20 protein-coding genes are annotated in these 17,990 nt (G+C 61.0%); all 20 read left to right on the top strand.

Annotated features, from left to right (window positions below):
* Positions 1–51 precede the first annotated feature (51 nt).
* The gene (pcaH, locus tag KGB28_RS03505; RefSeq protein ID WP_150756345.1) at positions 52–771 is read left to right on the top strand and encodes a protocatechuate 3,4-dioxygenase subunit beta; all 720 of its coding nucleotides are present in this window, start codon (positions 52–54) and stop codon (positions 769–771) included.
* A gap of 12 nt (positions 772–783) precedes the next feature.
* Complete coding sequence (gene pcaG / locus KGB28_RS03500; protein ID WP_223442363.1) at positions 784–1,386, top strand: protocatechuate 3,4-dioxygenase subunit alpha; 603 nt, start codon at positions 784–786, stop codon at positions 1,384–1,386.
* A gap of 462 nt (positions 1,387–1,848) precedes the next feature.
* Positions 1,849–2,685, top strand: a complete 837-nt coding sequence (locus KGB28_RS03495; RefSeq protein WP_223442390.1) for an ABC transporter ATP-binding protein — start codon at positions 1,849–1,851, stop codon at positions 2,683–2,685.
* Between the two features lie 39 nt (positions 2,686–2,724).
* Positions 2,725–3,726 carry an ABC transporter substrate-binding protein gene (locus KGB28_RS03490; RefSeq protein ID WP_223442361.1) on the top strand — a complete coding sequence of 334 codons (1,002 nt, stop codon included), beginning with the start codon at positions 2,725–2,727 and terminating at the stop codon, positions 3,724–3,726.
* Positions 3,727–3,754: 28 nt separating this feature from the next.
* Positions 3,755–4,531 carry an ABC transporter permease gene (locus tag KGB28_RS03485; RefSeq protein ID WP_150725552.1) on the top strand — a complete coding sequence of 259 codons (777 nt, stop codon included), beginning with the start codon at positions 3,755–3,757 and terminating at the stop codon, positions 4,529–4,531.
* Complete coding sequence (locus tag KGB28_RS03480) at positions 4,528–5,295, top strand: SDR family oxidoreductase (protein ID WP_223442359.1); 768 nt, start codon at positions 4,528–4,530, stop codon at positions 5,293–5,295. The genes KGB28_RS03485 and KGB28_RS03480 overlap by 4 nt, the downstream gene beginning before the upstream one ends.
* Before the next feature lie 14 nt (positions 5,296–5,309).
* On the top strand, positions 5,310–5,873 hold the full coding sequence (locus KGB28_RS03475) for a cupin domain-containing protein (RefSeq protein ID WP_223442358.1): 564 nt from the start codon (positions 5,310–5,312) through the stop codon (positions 5,871–5,873).
* Between the two features lie 4 nt (positions 5,874–5,877).
* Entirely contained in the window at positions 5,878–6,762 is an 885-nt protein-coding gene (locus KGB28_RS03470) for an alpha/beta fold hydrolase (RefSeq protein ID WP_223442356.1), read from the top strand.
* Positions 6,759–7,595, top strand: a complete 837-nt coding sequence (locus tag KGB28_RS03465; protein ID WP_223442354.1) for an IclR family transcriptional regulator — start codon at positions 6,759–6,761, stop codon at positions 7,593–7,595. Before KGB28_RS03470 ends, KGB28_RS03465 begins: the two co-directional genes overlap by 4 nt.
* A 1-nt stretch (position 7,596) precedes the next feature.
* Positions 7,597–8,394: an SDR family oxidoreductase gene (locus tag KGB28_RS03460; RefSeq protein WP_223442351.1), complete on the top strand. Its 798-nt coding sequence runs from the start codon at positions 7,597–7,599 to the stop codon at positions 8,392–8,394.
* Positions 8,387–10,069, top strand: a complete 1,683-nt coding sequence (locus KGB28_RS03455; protein ID WP_223442348.1) for a thiamine pyrophosphate-binding protein — start codon at positions 8,387–8,389, stop codon at positions 10,067–10,069. The genes KGB28_RS03460 and KGB28_RS03455 overlap by 8 nt, the downstream gene beginning before the upstream one ends.
* Before the next feature lie 10 nt (positions 10,070–10,079).
* Positions 10,080–10,883, top strand: coding sequence for an aspartate dehydrogenase (locus KGB28_RS03450; RefSeq protein WP_150756352.1), 804 nt, complete (start codon positions 10,080–10,082; stop codon positions 10,881–10,883).
* Between the two features lie 9 nt (positions 10,884–10,892).
* A complete protein-coding gene (locus tag KGB28_RS03445) occupies positions 10,893–12,389 on the top strand; it encodes an aldehyde dehydrogenase (RefSeq protein ID WP_223442345.1) in 1,497 nt (498 codons plus the stop codon).
* Positions 12,386–13,351 (top strand): VOC family protein, encoded by a 966-nt coding sequence (locus tag KGB28_RS03440; RefSeq protein WP_223442342.1) that lies wholly within the window; start codon positions 12,386–12,388, stop codon positions 13,349–13,351. The genes KGB28_RS03445 and KGB28_RS03440 overlap by 4 nt, the downstream gene beginning before the upstream one ends.
* Before the next feature lie 13 nt (positions 13,352–13,364).
* The gene (locus KGB28_RS03435; protein WP_223442339.1) at positions 13,365–13,682 is read left to right on the top strand and encodes a hypothetical protein; all 318 of its coding nucleotides are present in this window, start codon (positions 13,365–13,367) and stop codon (positions 13,680–13,682) included.
* Position 13,683: 1 nt separating this feature from the next.
* The gene (locus KGB28_RS03430) at positions 13,684–13,911 is read left to right on the top strand and encodes a recombinase-like helix-turn-helix domain-containing protein (RefSeq protein ID WP_150725541.1); all 228 of its coding nucleotides are present in this window, start codon (positions 13,684–13,686) and stop codon (positions 13,909–13,911) included.
* 21 nt (positions 13,912–13,932) lie between these two features.
* The gene (locus tag KGB28_RS03425; RefSeq protein ID WP_223442336.1) at positions 13,933–14,967 is read left to right on the top strand and encodes a Rieske 2Fe-2S domain-containing protein; all 1,035 of its coding nucleotides are present in this window, start codon (positions 13,933–13,935) and stop codon (positions 14,965–14,967) included.
* On the top strand, positions 14,964–15,401 hold the full coding sequence (locus KGB28_RS03420) for a Rid family hydrolase (RefSeq protein WP_223442335.1): 438 nt from the start codon (positions 14,964–14,966) through the stop codon (positions 15,399–15,401). Before KGB28_RS03425 ends, KGB28_RS03420 begins: the two co-directional genes overlap by 4 nt.
* 3 nt (positions 15,402–15,404) lie before the next feature.
* Entirely contained in the window at positions 15,405–16,364 is a 960-nt protein-coding gene (locus KGB28_RS03415; protein ID WP_223442333.1) for a PDR/VanB family oxidoreductase, read from the top strand.
* Between the two features lie 383 nt (positions 16,365–16,747).
* Positions 16,748–17,977, top strand: a complete 1,230-nt coding sequence (locus KGB28_RS03410; RefSeq protein WP_223442331.1) for a hypothetical protein — start codon at positions 16,748–16,750, stop codon at positions 17,975–17,977.
* The last annotated feature ends 13 nt before the right edge of the window (positions 17,978–17,990 follow it).

Below are 17,990 nucleotides of genomic sequence, written 5' to 3'. Positions count from 1 at the left end.
CTGCCATCGCAGCGCTTGCCTCTGACCAACCATAACAATAGGAAAATCGACATGTCTGATGCGCACGAGAGCCGCTTCGCCATTCGTGACCGTAATTGGCATCCCAAAGCCCTGACACCTGACTACAAGACTTCGATCCTGCGCTCCCCCCGCCAGGCATTGGTGAGCATTCCCCAGTCTGTCTCGGAAACCAGCGGTCCGGATTTTTCCCATCTGAAGATGGGCCAACACGATAACGACCTGCTGCTGAACTTCAATCACGGTGGCCTGCCAATCGGCGAACGCATCATCGTCGCGGGTCGGGTTTGTGATCAGTACGGCAAGCCGATTCCACACACCTTGGTGGAGATGTGGCAAGCCAATGCGGGTGGTCGTTACCGGCATAAAAAAGACAGTTACCTGGCGCCTCTTGATCCGAACTTCGGCGGCGTCGGCCGTGCATTGACTGATCGCGATGGCAACTACAGCTTCCGTACGGTCAAACCCGGCCCCTACCCATGGCGCAACGGTCCCAACGACTGGCGACCCGCCCATATCCATGTCTCCATCAGTGGCCCGTCCATTGCCACGCGCCTGATTACCCAGCTGTATTTCGAAGGCGATCCGTTGATCCCCATGTGCCCGATCGTCAAGTCGATCGCCAATCCGCAAGCGGTACAGAGCCTGATCGCCAGGCTCGACATGAGCATGGCCAATCCTATGGATTGCCTGGCTTATCGCTTTGATATCGTCCTGCGCGGCCAGCGCAAGACCCACTTCGAAAACTGCTGAGGAGGCCTGCACATGCCCGTTCAACTTCTGCCTGAAACCCCGTCGCAAACAGCCGGCCCCTATGTGCATATCGGACTGGCACTGGAAGCGGCCGGCAACCCGCCGCGGGAACAGGAAATCTGGAATGTGATGGCAAAACCTGGCGCGCCAGGTGAGCACATTCTATTGCTGGGTCATGTTTATGACGGTAACGGCCACTTGATTCGCGACGCGTTCCTAGAGCTTTGGCAGGCCAATCACCAAGGCCACTACGACAGCGGTTTCGATCTGGAAAAACCCTTCAACTGCTTTGGTCGTACCGCCACCACAGATGCCGGCGAATGGACGATCGAAACCGTCAAGCCTGGCCTGGTGAAAAATGCCTCGGGTGTGCCCATGGCAGCGCATATCAATGTGTCGCTGTTCGCCCGGGGCATCAACATTCACCTGCAGACGCGGTTGTATTTCGACGACGAATCCGAGGCGAATGCAGTGGACCCCGTATTGAATCTGATCGAACAGCCACATCGGCGTGAATCCCTGATTGCCCGGCGCTGCACGGTTGACGGGAAGCTGGCCTACCGCTTCGACATCCACCTTCAAGGCGAATCGGAAACGGTGTTCTTCGACTTCTGACGATGACAGCCTCCCTCTGGGGGAGGCTGTTTGAGAGAAAGCGTCGGCATCCTCAGCAAAGAACACACGTTTATACGGCCAGTAGTCAGTGCGCCGACGCATTTCACAATCTTCTCGTAATAAAAAACGGGCGCCTTATGGGGGCCCGTTTTTTGTTTCGGCAAACTTTGTTTCACATTTAAAACAAATTCGTTATTTCCACACGCTCAGCGTTACTTAAAAAAGCACTGCCTACTCGCAAATCATCGAGCCTCCCACAATCGATGTGCAATTTCGTGCCATATAAGAAACTACGTTTCATATATGAAACGCCATCAAATCTTTAAATTCTCATTAAATCATTGTTTTTAAATGGTTTTTCAACATAAAAGCGAATTAGCCATTCTCTGGCATTGTTCATGCACTAAACACCGTATCACCTATAAAACAGACCAGAGACCCTTCCCAATGGCTGTGAAAGAGATGTACGCCGTCACCCCTCAATGGAACAAATCCGCTCCCAAGGAAGACCTGGAGCCGACCGAGATTGAATTCCGCAATGTCGGTAAATGTTTCCCAGCCAAGGGCAAGCCCGAAGCGCCGTTCGCCATTCGCGGGGTCAACTTCAAGATTCGCCGTGGTGAAGTGGTGTCGATCATCGGCCCTTCCGGTTGCGGCAAGAGCACCATCCTCAACATGGGTTCCGGCCTCTATCGTCCGACCGAAGGCGAAGTGTTCGTCGGCGGTGAAGCGGTCACCGGCCCGGTCCGTCAGGTCGCGTTCATGCTGCAAAAAGACCTGTTGATGCCGTGGCGCAGCATCCGCCGCAACGTTGAACTGGGCCTGGAAATACAAGGTGTGGCGGCCGCCAAGCGTCAGGCCGTGGCCAAAGATCTGCTCGATCGTTGCCACCTGCAAGGCTTTGCCGACCATTACCCGTTCCAGCTGTCGGGTGGCATGCGCCAGCGTGCTGCCTTGGCCCGCACCCTGGCAATCGACCCGCAGGTACTGTTCCTCGACGAGCCGTTCTCGGCGCTGGATGCGCAGACCAAGATGATCCTGCAACAGGACATGGCGCGGATGCTGTTCGATGAAAAGAAAACCGCACTGTTCATTACCCATGACCTGATCGAAGGCATCGCCATGTCTGACCGACTGCTGGTCATGAGCGCCCGCCCCGGCACCATCATCGAAGAAATCAACATTGATCTGCCGTTTCGCGACAACCCGCTGGAGCGCCGCAAGCTGCCGGAGATCGGCCCGCTGGTCGGCCGCCTGATGGAGTTGCTGCAGGTCAGTGAAGACACCGAACTGCATTGATCCACGCCCGTGTGGCCATCAACCGATTGAGGAGTACGCATGTTCAAGTCTCTGTTTCAACGCTTCAGCCAGGTCACCGGCATCGCGCTCGGCCTGGGCATGGCTTTCGCCGCTCAGGCGCAGTCGACCGACGTGACTTACCTGTTGCCGGCGCCACCGAACTCGCCGGCGTTCGCCCCATGGATCATCGCGCAGCAGAAGGGCTACTACGCCGCCCGAAACCTGAACATGACTTTCATTGCTGCCAAGGGCGGCGTGGACGTGGCAAAACAGATCGGCGCCGGTAACGCCATGCTCGGCGGCGCCATCGGCGATACCCCGATCGTGGTGCGGGCCAACGGGATTCCAGTGCGCGCCGTCGCGGTGCTCGGCGCCGGCGGCGTAACCATGATTGCCACCAATGCGGCGGAGAACATCAACGCCATCACCGACCTCAAGGGCAAGACCATGACGGTGATGTCCTACTCGGACACCACCTACTACGCCCTACTCGCCTCGCTGCGCAAAGCCGGCCTGAGCAAGACCGATGTGAACATCCAGGCGGCCGGTCCCTCGGGCGTCTGGCAGTTGTTCTCGGCCGACAAGTCCCAGGCGATGGCGGGCGTGCCGGACTGGGTGGTCAACGCCGAAGAAGCCGGGGTGAAGATCAGGCTGATCCCGCAGGCGCAGATCTTCGAAAGCATGGCCCAGGCGATTCTCGCGTCCGACGACGCTATCGAGCATCACCCGCAGATTGTCCGCGATGTGGTCCAGGCCACCCTGCAAGGCATGAACGACATCATTGCCGACCCCAAAGCCGCAGCGGCCACATTCGCCAAGGCGGTCCCGGCTTATGCCGGCAAGGAAGCGTCGCTGGAGAAGGTCTTCAAGCTCTATGTCGAGCACGTCTACGCCAATCAGGTGGTACCGGGGCGCATCGATCCGGCGCGACTTGAAACGGTCCGTCAGTTCTATGTCAGCGAAGGCATCGTCACCCAGGAGCCGAAGCTCGACGACCTGTACACCAACCAGTTCATCGACACCCAAACAGCCGCGCAATGACGGCCAGTGACAACAAGGTACCGACACGATGAAAAACCTTAATAACTCCATGCTCGGCAGCGTCGCCCTGCTGATCCTGTTCCTGGTGCTCTGGCAATGGGGCCCGGGATTGCTCGGCATGCCCGAATTCGTGATGCCGCAGCTGAGCCGCGTGGCCCAGGAAAGCCTGGTGATGTGGCACACCGGCGGCCTGTTGCAACACACCCTGATCACCGCCTTCGAAATCATTGTCGGCTTCGGCCTGGGTGCCCTGCTCGGCGTGGTGATCGGTGTGTCGCTGGGCCTTTCGCCCGCCGCTGAGGCCATGCTGTCGCCGTACATCCTCGCCCTGCAGATCGCCCCGAAAGTCGCCTTCGCCCCGCTGTTTGTCATGTGGTTGGGCTACACCATTTACCCGAAGATCCTGATCGCCATCCTGATCGTATTCTTCCCGGTGATGATCAACGTACTGTCGGCAATCCGCACCGTGGACCCGGACATGATCAACCTCGTGCGGACCATGAACGCCAGTCGCTGGCAGATCTTTCGCCTGGTGGAGTTTCCCTCGGCCATGGCCGCGCTGTTCTCCGGCCTGCGCATTGCTTCCACCCTGGCCGTCATCGGTGTCACCGTCGGTGAACTGGTGGGCGGCAATCAGGGCCTGGGCTTCCTGCTGGTCGATGCCGAAGGTCAGGGCAATACCGCAGGCGTGTTCGTGGCCATTGTCATGCTCACGCTGATCGGTGTACTCGCTTACGGCGCGGTGGTCTGGACCGAAAAACGTGTCCTGCACTACATGCCCAAAGCCATGCTGAGTACCCAATGATGACGACCTTCAATCGCTTGCTCGAAGGCCGTCGCGTGCTGGTCACCGGTGGCGCCCGCGGATTGGGTTACGCCTTTGCCCAGGCCATCGGCCGGGCCGGTGCCCATGTGGTCATCGCCGACATTCTCGCCGAACGCGTGCAGCAATCGGCCGCCGAACTGGTCGCTGAAGGCCTGGCCGTGCACGGCGTGACGGTCGACCTGGCGCAACCGGATTCGATCGATGCCTGCATTGCTGAAACCACCCGTTTGCTCGGTGGGCTCGACGGTCTGGTGAACAACGCCTCGATCACCAACTCCGGCGGCAAGACCTGCGAAGAGCTGAGCCTGGACACCTGGGATCAGGTCATGCAAGTCAACGTGCGCGGCACCTGGCTGATGACCAAGGCGTGTCTGCCGGCCCTGCGCGCCAGCGGTCATGGCGCCATCGTCAACCTGGCCTCCGACACCCCGCTGTGGGGCGCGCCGAACCTGCTGGCGTATGTCGCGAGCAAGGGCGCAATCATCGCCATGACCCGCAGCCTGGCCCGCGAACTGGGGACCGACAACATCACGGTCAACGCCATCGCGCCCGGCCTGGTGCTGGTCGAAGCCACGGCTTATGTGCCTGAAGCCCGCCACCGTTTGTACAACGACCAACGGGCCATTCAACGCCCACAACTTCCCGAAGATGTCAGCGGCGCCGTGTTGTTCGCGCTGTCCGACCTCGCCCGCTTCATCACTGGACAAACCTTGCCGGTCAACGGCGGGTTCGTCATGCCTTGATATTGGAGACTGCCATGACCGACCTTTCTGCAAACCTCAATGCACACTCAGCGTCCCAGCACGACGCCCCGAAAAGCTGGGAACAGCCGGCCGGCAGCGATCTCGAAAGCTGGATGAAAACCCGTATCGCGCGCTACGAAACCCGCAAGTACGACTGGAACGCCTTGAAATTCCAGGCCGACTACGACCCGAAATTCCGCCGCGCGCAAATGCGCTACATCGGCACCGGTGGCACCGGCGTGACCTCGGACATGAACACTATCCCGTCGGAGAATTTCACGTTCTCGACCATGGTGATTCCGGCCGGTCACGAAGGTCCGCCGCACCTGCACACCGACGTTGAAGAAGTGTTCTTCGTGCTGCGCGGCAAACTCAAGGTGATCATCGAAAAGGACGGCGAGCGCTTCGAAACCATCCTTACCGACCGCGACGTGATTTCCGTGCCGCCCGGCGTGTACCGCGAAGAAATCAACATCGGCGATGAAGACGCGCTGATGTGCGTGATGCTCGGTGCGAAAAAACCGCTGACCCCGACCTACCCGCCAGAACACCCCCTGGCCTCGATCAAGCGCGGATAAGCCCATGTCACACGCCATCGATAATCTCGCCCCGCGGCTCACCGCCGGTCTCCAGGCTCAATTGGCCCGGGACTTTCCCCAGCGCACGCTGGAGATCGCGGGCGCACGCCAGGCCTTTCGCGAATGCGGAAGCGGTCCTGCCATTGTGTTGTTGCACGGGATTGGCTCGGGCTCGGCGTCGTGGTTAGAGGTGGCGCAGGAACTTGGCCGCAGCGCCCGGGTGATTGCCTGGGACGCGCCCGGCTACGGCGACTCCACGCCGCTCAGAGCCTTGGCCCCCGATGCTTCGGATTATGCCGAACGGCTGCTGCAGATGCTCGACGCGCTGGGCATCCAGCGCTGCGTGCTGGTGGGGCATTCCCTCGGGGCGATTACCGCCATCGCTTTCGCCAGCGGCGTGCACCAACAGCGCATCAGCCGCCTGGTGTTGATCAGCCCGGCGCAGGGCTATGGCCATCCATCACGCGCCGTGCAGCGCCAGGAAGTGCGCAACAAACGCCTGCGCGCCCTGGAACAGCTGGGCATTCAACACATCGCCGAGCAGCGCAGTGCCTACATGCTCTCCCCCGCTGCCAGCCCTCAGGCACAGGCCTGGGTGCAGTGGAACATGGCGCGGCTCAAGCCAGAGGGTTATCGCCAGGCCATAGAACTGCTGTGCGGCGAGGACCTGCTGCGCCATGCACCGCTTTCAATGCCGTGCGAAGTGCATTGCGGCGAAGCCGACGGCATCACGGCTCCCGACAGCTGCCTGACCCTGGCCAAGGCCCTGGGCGGTACTTTCGACCTTATCAAAGATGCCGGGCACGCCAGCCCCATCGAACAACCTTGTGTAGTGGCAGGCCGCCTGGCCTTCGCTATCAAAGAATCCCTGACAGGTGCATCGCTATGAACGATTCAGATCTGCTGAAGGACGCTCAGGACAAATACATCGTGCCAGGCCTGGAGCGCGGCCTGCTGCTGCTGTGCGAATTCAGCCGGCGCAATCGCACGCTGACCGCGCCGGAACTGGCCCGACGCCTGTCGCTGCCGCGCTCGACGATCTTTCGTCTGCTGACGACCCTGGAAACCATGGGCTTCGTGACCCGCAGCGGCAACGAATACCGCCTCGGCATGTCGGTGCTGCGCCTGGGCTTCGAGTACCTCGCCTCACTGGAACTGACCGAGCTCGGTCAACCGCTGCTGGCCCGCTTGTGCGACCGCCTCAACTACCCGAGCAATCTGGTGGTGCGCGACGGCCGCTCGATCGTCTACGTGGCCAAGGTCTCGCCGCCGTCGGTGTTCTCCACCGCGGTGAACGTCGGCACCCGCCTGCCCGCCCACGCCACCGTTCTTGGCCGCATCCTGCTCGAAGACCTGTCGCTGGCCGAATTGCGCGAGCTGTACCCGGAAGATCATCTGGAACAGTTCTCGCCCTGCACGCCGAAAACCGTGATGGAGTTGTTTGACATGGTTCAAGCCGACCGTCAGCGCGGATTTATCAGCGGTGAAGGCTTCTTCGAGTCGGCGATCTCGACCGTCGCCGCCCCGGTGCGCGATCAATCCGGGCAGATCGTCGCGGCGCTGGGTGTGACGATTCCCACCACTCAGATCGCTCACGTCAACTTCAACGAATTGCTCCTGCAAGTACGTCGCAGCGCCGACGAACTGTCGCGGTTGCTCGATTACAACACTGCGACTGGCCACGACGGCCACAACCGCGTAACGGCTCTGATGAGGGATTGAGATGAGTCTCTATCAACTGCAAGACAGCACCGCGATTGTCACCGGTGGTTCTTCGGGCATTGGCTTGGCCTGCGTCGAGCTGTTGCTCGAAGCCGGCGCGGCCGTGGCCTTCTGCGGGCGCGACGAAGATCGCTTGCGCGGCGCCGAAGACAAATTACGTCAGCGCTTTCCCGAGGCGCGATTGCTGGCTCAGGTCTGCAACGTCCTTGACGCCGACTCGGTCAACGCCTTCGCCGCCGCCAGCCTTGCGGCATTGGGGCCGGCCAGCGTGCTGATCAACAACGCCGGGCAAGGTCGCGTGTCGACCTTCGCCGAGACCACGGACAGCGCCTGGACCGAAGAACTGAACCTGAAGTTTTTCTCGGTCATCAACCCGGTCCGCGCCTTCAAGGCACAGCTGCAAGGTGAAGCGAACGCGGCCATCGTCTGTGTCAATTCGCTGCTGGCCAGCCAGCCGGAACCGCACATGGTCGCCACCTCGGCCGCGCGCGCCGGGGTGATGAACCTGGTGCGTTCGATGGCCACCGAATTTGCCGTCGAAGGCATTCGGGTCAACGGCATCCTCATTGGCCTGGTCGAGTCCGGGCAATGGCGCCGACGTTTCGAAGCCCGCGAAGAGCGGGATCTGGACTGGGCCCAATGGACCGCTCAGCTGGCACAACGCAAACACATTCCCTTGGGACGCCTGGGCCTGCCGATTGAAGTGGCCCGCGCAATCCTGTTTCTGGCCTCGCCTCTGTCGGCTTACACCACAGGCAGCCATATCGATGTTTCTGGAGGCCTGTCCCGCCATGCGTAATGAAAATACTGTCACCGTTGGCGCTGCCATCACCGCGTTTCTCGAGCAATGCGACGTCAAGGCCGCGTTCGGTGTGATCTCGATCCACAACATGCCGATCCTCGATGCGTTCGCCGTGCGCGGCAACATCCGTTTCGTCATGGCCCGCGGTGAAGCCGGCGCCACCAACATGGCCGACGCCTACGCCCGTACCACCGGTGGCCTGGGTGTTTGCCTGACGTCCACCGGCACCGCGGCCGGTAACGCCGCCGGGGCGATGGTCGAAGCGCTGACCGCCGGCACGCCGCTGCTGCACATCACCGGGCAGATTGAAACGCCGTACCTGGACCAGGAATTCGCTTACATCCACGAAGCCCGCGACCAGTTGACCATGCTCAAGGCTGTGTCGAAAGCCGCGTTCCGCGTGCGCAGCGTCGAAACCGCACTCAGCACCATGAAGCTGGCCGTGCAAACCGCTTTGACCGCACCGACCGGGCCGGTCAGCGTTGAAATCCCGATCGACATCCAGTCGACATTCATCCCGATGCCGACCGACCTGTCGCCGCTGCCGGTTCCCGTTGCCGTGCCCGCACCTGACGCGCTGGACCTGGTGGCCGAGCGCCTGGCCACGGCCACCCGTCCCCTGTTGTGGCTCGGCGGCGGCGCGCGGCATGCCGGCCCGCAAGTCAAGCGCCTGCTGGACATGGGCGTCGGCGTGATCACCTCGACACAAGGTCGCGGTGTGGTCAACGAAGACGACGAGCGCTGCCTCGGTGCGTTCTCGCAAAACAAACTGGTCGAGCAATTCCTGCAAAGCTGCGACGCCCTGCTGATCGCCGGTTCCCGACTGCGCAGCAACGAGACGTTCAAATACGCGCTGAAGTTGCCACGCAACACCCTGCGCATCGACGCCAACCCGGCCATCGAAGGTCGCAGCTACAACAGCGAATTGTTCATCTGCGGCGATTCGGCACTGGCGCTGGAAGGCCTGGCGGATCGCCTGGAAGGTCGCCTGCAAATCGACCCGACGTTCCTCGCCGAGCTCAAGCACGTGCGTGAAAAATCCCGCACGCAACTGATCGCCGACCTCGGCCCGTACTCGGCCATGGTCGAACAGCTGCAAGCGCTCACCGGACGCAACTTCTCGTGGGTGCGCGACGTCACGCTGTCCAACAGCATCTGGGGCAACCGCCTGCTGACCCTGTTCCACCCGCGTGCCGGCGTGCATGCATTGGGCGGTGGAATTGGCCAGGGTTTGTCGATGGGCATTGGCGCGGCCGTTGCGGCAGCGGAAACGGCACCTGAGCGCAAGGTCTTCGCCCTGGCCGGTGACGGCGGTTTCATTCTCAACCTCGGCGAGCTGGCAACGCTGGTGCAAGAGAACGCCAACGTGGTGATTCTGCTGATGAACGATCAGCGCTACGGCGTCATCCGCAACATTCAGGACGCGGTGTACGGCAGTCGCCACTGCTACGTCGACCTGCACACGCCGGATTATTCCAAGCTGGCCGAGTCGCTGAACCTGCGCCATGGCCTGGTCACCGACCTGAAGGATTTCGGCAAGGTCGTCGACGGTGCGATCGCGCAGCCCGGACCGTTCCTGCTGGAAGTCGACATGCTCAGTGTCGGCAGCTTCGCCACCCAGTTCGCCGGTCCGCCCAACAGCGAAACCAAAGCGCAAAAAGCCACGGCCTGAGGACTTCGCCATGTTGCATATCACTATGATCGGCTGCGGCGCCATTGGCGTCGGCGTGCTCGAACTGCTGGAGAAAGACCCGCAGTTGTGCGTCGACTACGTCATCGCCTCGGCCGGTTCCGAAGAGCTTGTACGTCAGAGGCTGACCAGTTTCAAGCAACCACCGCAAGTGCTGACGGCGCTACCGGCCGACGCGCGCCCCGACCTGTTGGTCGAGTGCGCCGGTCACAAGGCCATCGAAGAACATGTGTTGCCGGCGCTGGAACGTGGCATTGCCTGCCTGATCGTCTCGGTCGGCGCGCTGTCCGAAGTCGGCCTGGTGGAGCGCCTGGAGGCGGCAGCCGAACGCGGTCAGACCCGCATCGAATTGCTGCCCGGCGCCATCGGCGGTATCGACGCCTTGTCGGCGGCCAAGGTCGGCGGCCTGGACGCGGTGAACTACACCGGACGCAAACCGGCGCGCGCCTGGAAAAACACCCCGGCTGAACAGGCCTTTGACCTGGACAGCCTTACCGAAGCCACGGTGATTTTTCAGGGCAGCGCCCGCGAAGCGGCCCACCTTTACCCGAAAAACGCCAACGTCGCCGCGACCTTGTCGCTGGCCGGTCTCGGCCTGGATCGCACCCATGTGACCCTGATCGCCGACCCGCTGAGCGAGGAAAACGTCCATCACTTCGAAGCCCGCGGCGCCTTTGGCGGGTTCGAACTGAGCCTGCGTGGCAAACCGCTGCTGGCCAACCCGAAGACCTCGGCGTTGACCGTTTACAGCGTCGTCCGCGCCTTGGGCAACCACGCCCACGCGATTTCGATTTAGGGGACTGCGATGACTCTCGAACAGACTTTACCGATCTGCATTGCCGGCGAATGGCGACTGGGGCGCGGTGATCGCTATGCCACGTGCTACCCCGCCACCGGCGAAGCCGTTGCCTGGCTCAACGCCGCCAGTGTCGAAGACGTTGAAGAGGCCGTGCAAGGCGCTCACCAGGCGTTTCTGCACAGCGGCTGGGCGCAGCGCAAACCTCATGAACGCGCCGGCGTGCTGTACCGCATTGCCGAGCTGATCCGTGAGCGCAGTGAAGAACTGGCGCAATTGCAGCGCCAGGACAATGGCAAGCCGATCAACGAAACCCGAGCCCTGGTGGCCAGCGCGGCCGGCACCTTCCAGTTCTTCGCCGCGGCCTGTGAAACCCTCGAAGAAACCATCACGCCGTCCCGTGGTGATTTCGTCAGCATGAGCGTTTACGAGCCGATGGGTGTGATCGCCGCGATTACACCGTGGAACTCACCGATTGCCAGCGAAGCGCAGAAAGTCGCCCCGGCCCTGGCCGCCGGTAATGCGGTGGTCATCAAGCCTGCGGAAATCACTCCGCTGATGGCCTTGCAACTGGCGCGCATCTGCGAAGACGCCGGGTTGCCCAAAGGCCTGCTCAGCGTGCTGCCGGGCAAGGGCTCGCTGCTCGGCGATGCGCTGACCCGTCACCCGCTGGTCAAGCGCGTGTCGTTCACCGGTGGCACCAAAACCGGCAAGCACATTGCCCACATCGCCGCCGACAAGATGATGCCGGTGTCACTGGAACTGGGCGGTAAATCGCCGACCATCGTCCTCGATGACGCCGACCTCAACCATGCGGTGGCCGGTGTGTTGTACGGCATCTTCAGTTCTTCGGGCGAAGCCTGCATCGCCGGTTCGCGGTTGTTCGTCGCCCGCGCACTGTATGAGCCGTTCATGGCGCGCCTGGTGGCGGCGGCGGCCGAGTTGCGTGTCGGTGATCCGGCGGACGAGCGTACGCAAATGGGCCCGCTGATCAGCGCCGGTCACCGCGAGTCGGTGGAACGCTATGTGGCGCTGGGGCTGGCCGAAGGCGGACGTCTGCTGCTCGGTGGCAAGCGCCCGAGCGGCGGCGTTTACGACCAGGGTTACTACTACCCCCCGACCATCCTCGAAGGTTTGAACAACAGCCAGCAGGTGTGCCAGGAAGAAATCTTCGGCCCGGTGCTGGTGGCCATGCCGTTCGACGACGAAGCGCAATTGCTGGAGCAGGCCAACGACAGCCTGTACGCCCTCGCCGCTGGCATCTGGACCGGCGACTACAAACGCGCCTGGGCGCTGGGTCGAAAAATCCAGGCCGGTACGGTGTGGATCAACACCTACAAGCAGTTCTCGATTTCCACCCCGTTCGGTGGCTGGCGTGACAGTGGCCTGGGCCGTGAAAAAGGGCGCCTCGGCATCCTGCAGTACATGGAACAGAAAAGCCTTTATTGGGGCATGAATGAACAGCCACTGGCCTGGGCCGGTGTGCAACGAGAGGTAGGGTTATGAGCGTTTTAGGCATTGATGAAGTCACCTACGGTGTCGAGGACCTGGACACCAGCGCACGGTTTTTCAGTGACTGGGGCCTGAGCAAAGTCAGCGAGCAACCCGACGAGGTCATCTTCGAAACCCTCAACGGTTGCCGCGTGGTGCTCGCCGACATCAACAAGGCCGGCCTGCCGCCGGCCATCGAGCCCGGTTCGACCGTGCGCGAAGTGGTCTGGGGTGTCGAAAGCGATGCCGACCTGAAATTCTACAGCGAGCGAATTGCCAACGATCCGGGCTTCATCGAAGCGAACGGCCGTATCGGTTGCACCGACCCCAATGGCCTGGCGATCCGTCTGCAGGTGACCCGCAAGCGTGAATTGCAGATCGAGTGCAGCGGCCATAACACCTGGCAAACCAAGGGCCGGATCAACAAGGCTGCGCCGGTCTACGAACGCGCGACGCCGATCGAGGTCGGGCATGTGGTGTTTTTCGTCAAGGACGTCAACGCCTGCGAAGCCTTCTATCACGAGCGCTTCGGCTTCCAGGCCTCAGACCGCTATCCGGATCGCGGCGCGTTCCTGCGCACCGCTGAAGAAGGCGGCCACCACGATCTGTTCATGCTGCAACTGCCCGCCCCTCGCGCCGGCCTGAACCACGTCGCCTTCACCGTGCGCGACGTGCACGAAGTGTTCGGCGGCGGCATGCACATATCCCGCAGCGGCTGGGCCACGGAAATCGGCCCGGGGCGGCACCCGGTGTCTTCGGCGTTCTTCTGGTACTTCAAGAACCCGGCTGGTGCGCTGGTCGAGTACTACGCCGACGAAGACCAACTGACCGGCGAATGGCAGCCACGCACTTTCGAACCCGGCCCGACAGTCTTCGCCGAATGGGCGATTGCCGGCGGCATCGATGGCAATACCCGCCGCCAGCAAAACGTCGAGGCGCCGCAAGGCAAGTTCCTGACTGACAAACCGAAGCCCTGAGCAGGTCACGAGCATGAGCGAAACCTTGCTGGTGACCGTGCTGCTCAAGCACGACCAATCGAAAAACCTGGAAGACATTCAGCGGCACATGAAACAGCAGGACTGGTGGGAGCGCTTTCCCCCGCAAGGCGTCGAGGTGGTGTCCTGGACCGTGGCCATGGGCCTGGGCCAGATCGTCACCCTGCGTTTGCCGCCGAGCCTGCTGCCGCCCCTCAACGTCGAGCTCGAACGCTCGGCCTGGGGCGTGTTCAGCACCGAAGTCTTCCCGACGTATGACTTTATCCCCGTGCGCGAAACGATCCGCGAACGGGTACGCAACGGAGGTCAATGAAATGAGCAATACCGAACCCTACCTGCAGCCCAATCAGGCCCGCAAGCGCCCCAACACCCAGTTCGAAGAGTTGCTGGGCGACTCCATCGAACGCGCCTTCGGCAATGGGGTGACAGAGTTGCCCGACCTGCTCGCGCACCTGAACCTGGCGGGTCCGCCCTGCCCCCTGACCACCGGCGAGTGGACACCGGATGCCTATAAAACCCTGATGGCTCGGCTGGGCGAATGACCCGCCGGAGGTAAATAAGAAATGAATATGAACACAACCGTTGATCCTGTAGAAAACCTCCTGGCAAATGGCTTGAAGAACCTCTGGTTCCCGGTCATGCCGAGCGACCAACTGGGCGAGAAGCCGGTGTCGATCCGTCGACTGGGCTACAAGATTGCCTTGTGGCGTGACAATGACGGCAGCGTGCATGCCCTGGAAGACCATTGCCCTCATCGCGGCGCGCCGTTGTCCCAGGGCCCGGTATTGGGTGATCGTCTGCAATGCCCTTATCACGGCGTCGAAGTGCGCTGCGACGGTACCGTCACCAAAGTTCCCGGCAGCCCCGGTTGCAAACTCGAAGGCAGTCGCCCAACGCGGATGTTCCACACCCGTGAAGCCGCTGGCGCGATCTTTCTCTACAACGCTGCCGAACCGCACGTTGAAAGCCCACCGGAACTGGTGCTGCCCGAACAGCTGACTTCCCCGGAGTGGAGCAGCTTCGTCTGCTACGCCGAGTGGAAAGGCGACTACCGCTACGTCATCGACAACGTCATGGACCCGATGCACGGTACCTACCTGCACAAGATGTCGCACTCCATGAGCGAAGGCGAAGCCACCGCCAAATTTGTCACCCGCGACACCGACAAAGGTTTCTTCTTCGAGAAAGAGGGCCAGCGCGGGGTGAACTTCGACTGGACCGAATTCATGGACGACAGCTGCCACTGGCTGCGCCTGGAAATCCCCTATCCGAAAACCGGCGGCCCGGGCGGCAACTTCACCATCATCGGCAGCTACACGCCGAGCGGCCCTTCCATGTCGGCGGTGTTCCACTGGCGTTGCCGCCCACTGACCGGCTGGCAACGCGACACCTGGCGGTTCCTCTACAAGAACCGTCTGGAAGCGCGTCACTGGGCGGTGCTGGAACAGGATCGGACGCTGCTCGAATTCATGGAGCCAGACGCCAACCAGCGGGAAAACCTCTACCAGCATGACCTCGGTGTGGTGCGCCTGCGTCGCTACCTGAAAAACGCAGCCAAGGCCCAACTGGAGCTGATCGACGCGAAGCAATTGTCATGAACGCAGCGGTGCAACGTGTTCAGGCCGACTCGCTGAACGAGTCGGCCAGCAACAGCTGGTCGAATGCCTTGCTGATCGGCAACGAGGTGGTGATGTCCGGCATGACCGGTCATCCCGCCACGTGCCTGGCCGCTGAATCCGGCGCGCCGCTTGATGCCTATGCCCAGACCCTGGTGGTGCTGGGCAAGGTTCGGGCGCTGGTCGAAGCGGCCGGTGGGCATGTCGGCAATATCTACCGGCTCACGGTGTATGTCACCGCCATTGCCGACAAGGACCAAGTGGGTCGCGCGCGTCGCGACTTCTTCGCCGGTCACGCGTTGTTCCCGACCTCCACGCTGGTCGAAGTGAGCGCGCTGGTGTTTCCCGAACTGCGGGTGGAGATCGAGGCCGGCGCGCGTCTCGATCTCGATTTGCGAACTGTCGAAAAGAGGTGACCGATGTCCCATTCCTCCCCCCTCACCGCGCTTGTGCATACTCTGCGCTACGAAGCCGAAGGCATCATCAGTGTCGAGTTGCGGCCCCAAGGCGACACGGTATTCGCCCCGTTCGAAGCCGGATCGCACATTGATCTGCATCTGCCCAACGGGCTGGTGCGCAGCTACTCGCTACTCAACTCGCCGAGCGATCGAGGCCGCTATGTGGTCGGCATCCTGCGTGATCGCAACAGCCGTGGTGGTTCGGAATATGTACATGGGCAACTGCGGGTCGGCATGCAACTGCCGATTTCGGCACCGCGCAATAACTTCCAGCTCGACCTGAGCGCCAGGCACAGCGTGCTGGTAGCCGGCGGTATCGGTATCACGCCGATTTACTGCATGTTCCGCCAATTGCTGGCACTGGGAAAATCTGCCGAACTGATCTACTGCGCCCGTTCGCGGCAGGAAGCGGCACTGGTGGAAGAACTCGGCGGCCTGAGCGCCAAGGTGGTTTACCACTTCAATGACGAAAAAGGCATGCCGCCGGACCTGAGCGCCTACCTGGCAGGCCAGCCCGACGACACGCATTTTTATTGCTGCGGTCCGACACCGATGCTCGATGCCTTCGAAAGCACCTGCGAAGGCCTGGGTTATCCCCATGCGCATATCGAGCGTTTCGCCGCGGCTGAACTGCCGCCGTCCGAAGACGCGCAGAGCAGTTACAGCGTCGAGCTGAAAAAATCCGGCAAGACACTGTCGATCGAACCGGGCCTGAGTTTGCTCGATGTGTTGCTAGAGGCCGGTTGTGACATCGAGTACAGCTGTCGCGAAGGCGTTTGTGGTTCCTGCGAAACGCGGGTGCTGGAGGGTGATGTCGACCACCGTGACGGCGTGCTGACCAAAGCCGAGCGTGCCGCGAATAAATCAATGATGGTGTGCGTATCCGGCTGCAAGAGTCGGCGACTGGTGCTCGACCTGTAACACCTCTATTTCACCCATTAAACAGGCCGACTTTTTGTCGGCCTTTTTTATGCGCGTGAAGTTACAACGCACAGTTAACGTGCACTTTGGTTACCCCCGCAACCTCACGTTTCACGGGCAATACAAGGAAATGCGTTTCCTATATAAACAATTGTTTTTACTAGGTTTATTCCTGACAGGAAGTGCAATCAACACTTGGCATAGTTTCTGCTCTATATCTATCAGATTCATATGTCAGACGCCGTATTACCTATGAAACAGTAAAAATAAAAACCCACGCCACATAGCAACATTCGAACGTTTCCAGCCATTGCCACTTTAGAGGCAAGCGGAGAAGTGTTGCCGGTCACTTTGTAGCGCTCAACATTGCAGGGGAAGTCAGCATGAAGAATTACGTTATAGGTCTGGGACTGTTGATGAGCAGTTGCCTCAGCTTCGCAGGCGAACCCGGTCCTGCTGCGCCAGAGTCATCGGCCACCGCGAAAAAGCCGTTTCCGCATATCGCCTGGCGTAGCGAGGACGGCCGAAGCAGCCTGGACATCGGCGGCGCCTTGCGCACCAACTATCGCGATGAGCATTGGGACACCACCGAGAACAATGGCCGGTTTCTGTTCGACACCTTCCGTATCGATGTGCAAGCGACTTACAAGAACCTCTACAGTGATGTCGGCTACTGGTTCCAGGACGACGGTAAACGTTCCATCGATCGCGGTTTCGTTGGCTATCGCCTGAACAGCAATTCCAATCTGCAAGTGGGCGCGCCGTTCAAACCTTTCGGACTGGAACCCTACCCGCAATTCGGCTGGAGCTATCACCTGCCCTTCTTCATGGGTTACGGCGTCAGCGCCGGCACCGGTTTGAAGTACAGCTACAAGGACAAGGACTGGGACCTGCAGCTGGGGTACTTCCCGCGCATGTTGCCTTCCGACATCCGCTACTCGCCGGAGGTCGGCCGTTTCGCCGATCTCAAGGACAATGCGATTCCCTTTATCCAGTCGCGCCAGGATAACGAGAAACACAACCAGTTAAACGCACGTGTCGCGCGGACCTTTGTCAACGATGGCTGGAAAACCGAAGTCGGCGCATCGCTGGCCACTGCCCAGCTCTATAACGCCACCACCAAGGATGACGGCGACTATTGGGCCGGCGGCATCCACGCCATCATCAACGCCGGCCAATGGACCGTCAGCACCCAAGGCATTCGCTACGAATACGACCCGAAAAACCCGAGCGGCGTCAGCGACGATTCAATACTCATGGGCGGCAACGGGTTGACGCCCGCTTACCTGATTGCCGCCAAAGCCACCATCGCTTCGCTGAACGTCAGCTACGACATCCCCACGCCGAAACTGGGACAGTTGAAGAAAATCAAACTGTACAACGACTACAGCCGCATGATGAAAGACAAGAGCGGTTGGGACGACTCGCAGATGTACACCGTCGGTGCACAGTTCCTCGCGATGCCGATCATGGCGTGGGTCGACCTGACCTGGGCAAAAAACGCCAACCCCTACGGCGGTGCAGAAAATGGCACCGGGTTTACCAATACCAGTTCAACAGGCAGTAATCAGTGGTACTACCGAACGAACATCAATATCGGGTACTACTTTTGATTCACGGGTATTA

Source organism: Pseudomonas sp. BF-R-19, assembly GCF_019956445.1.
In the GTDB taxonomy this organism is placed as follows: domain Bacteria; phylum Pseudomonadota; class Gammaproteobacteria; order Pseudomonadales; family Pseudomonadaceae; genus Aquipseudomonas; species Aquipseudomonas fluorescens_BH.
The sequence above is the reverse complement of the archived record's forward strand: the minus strand, read 5'-3'. Positions and strand labels throughout refer to the sequence as shown.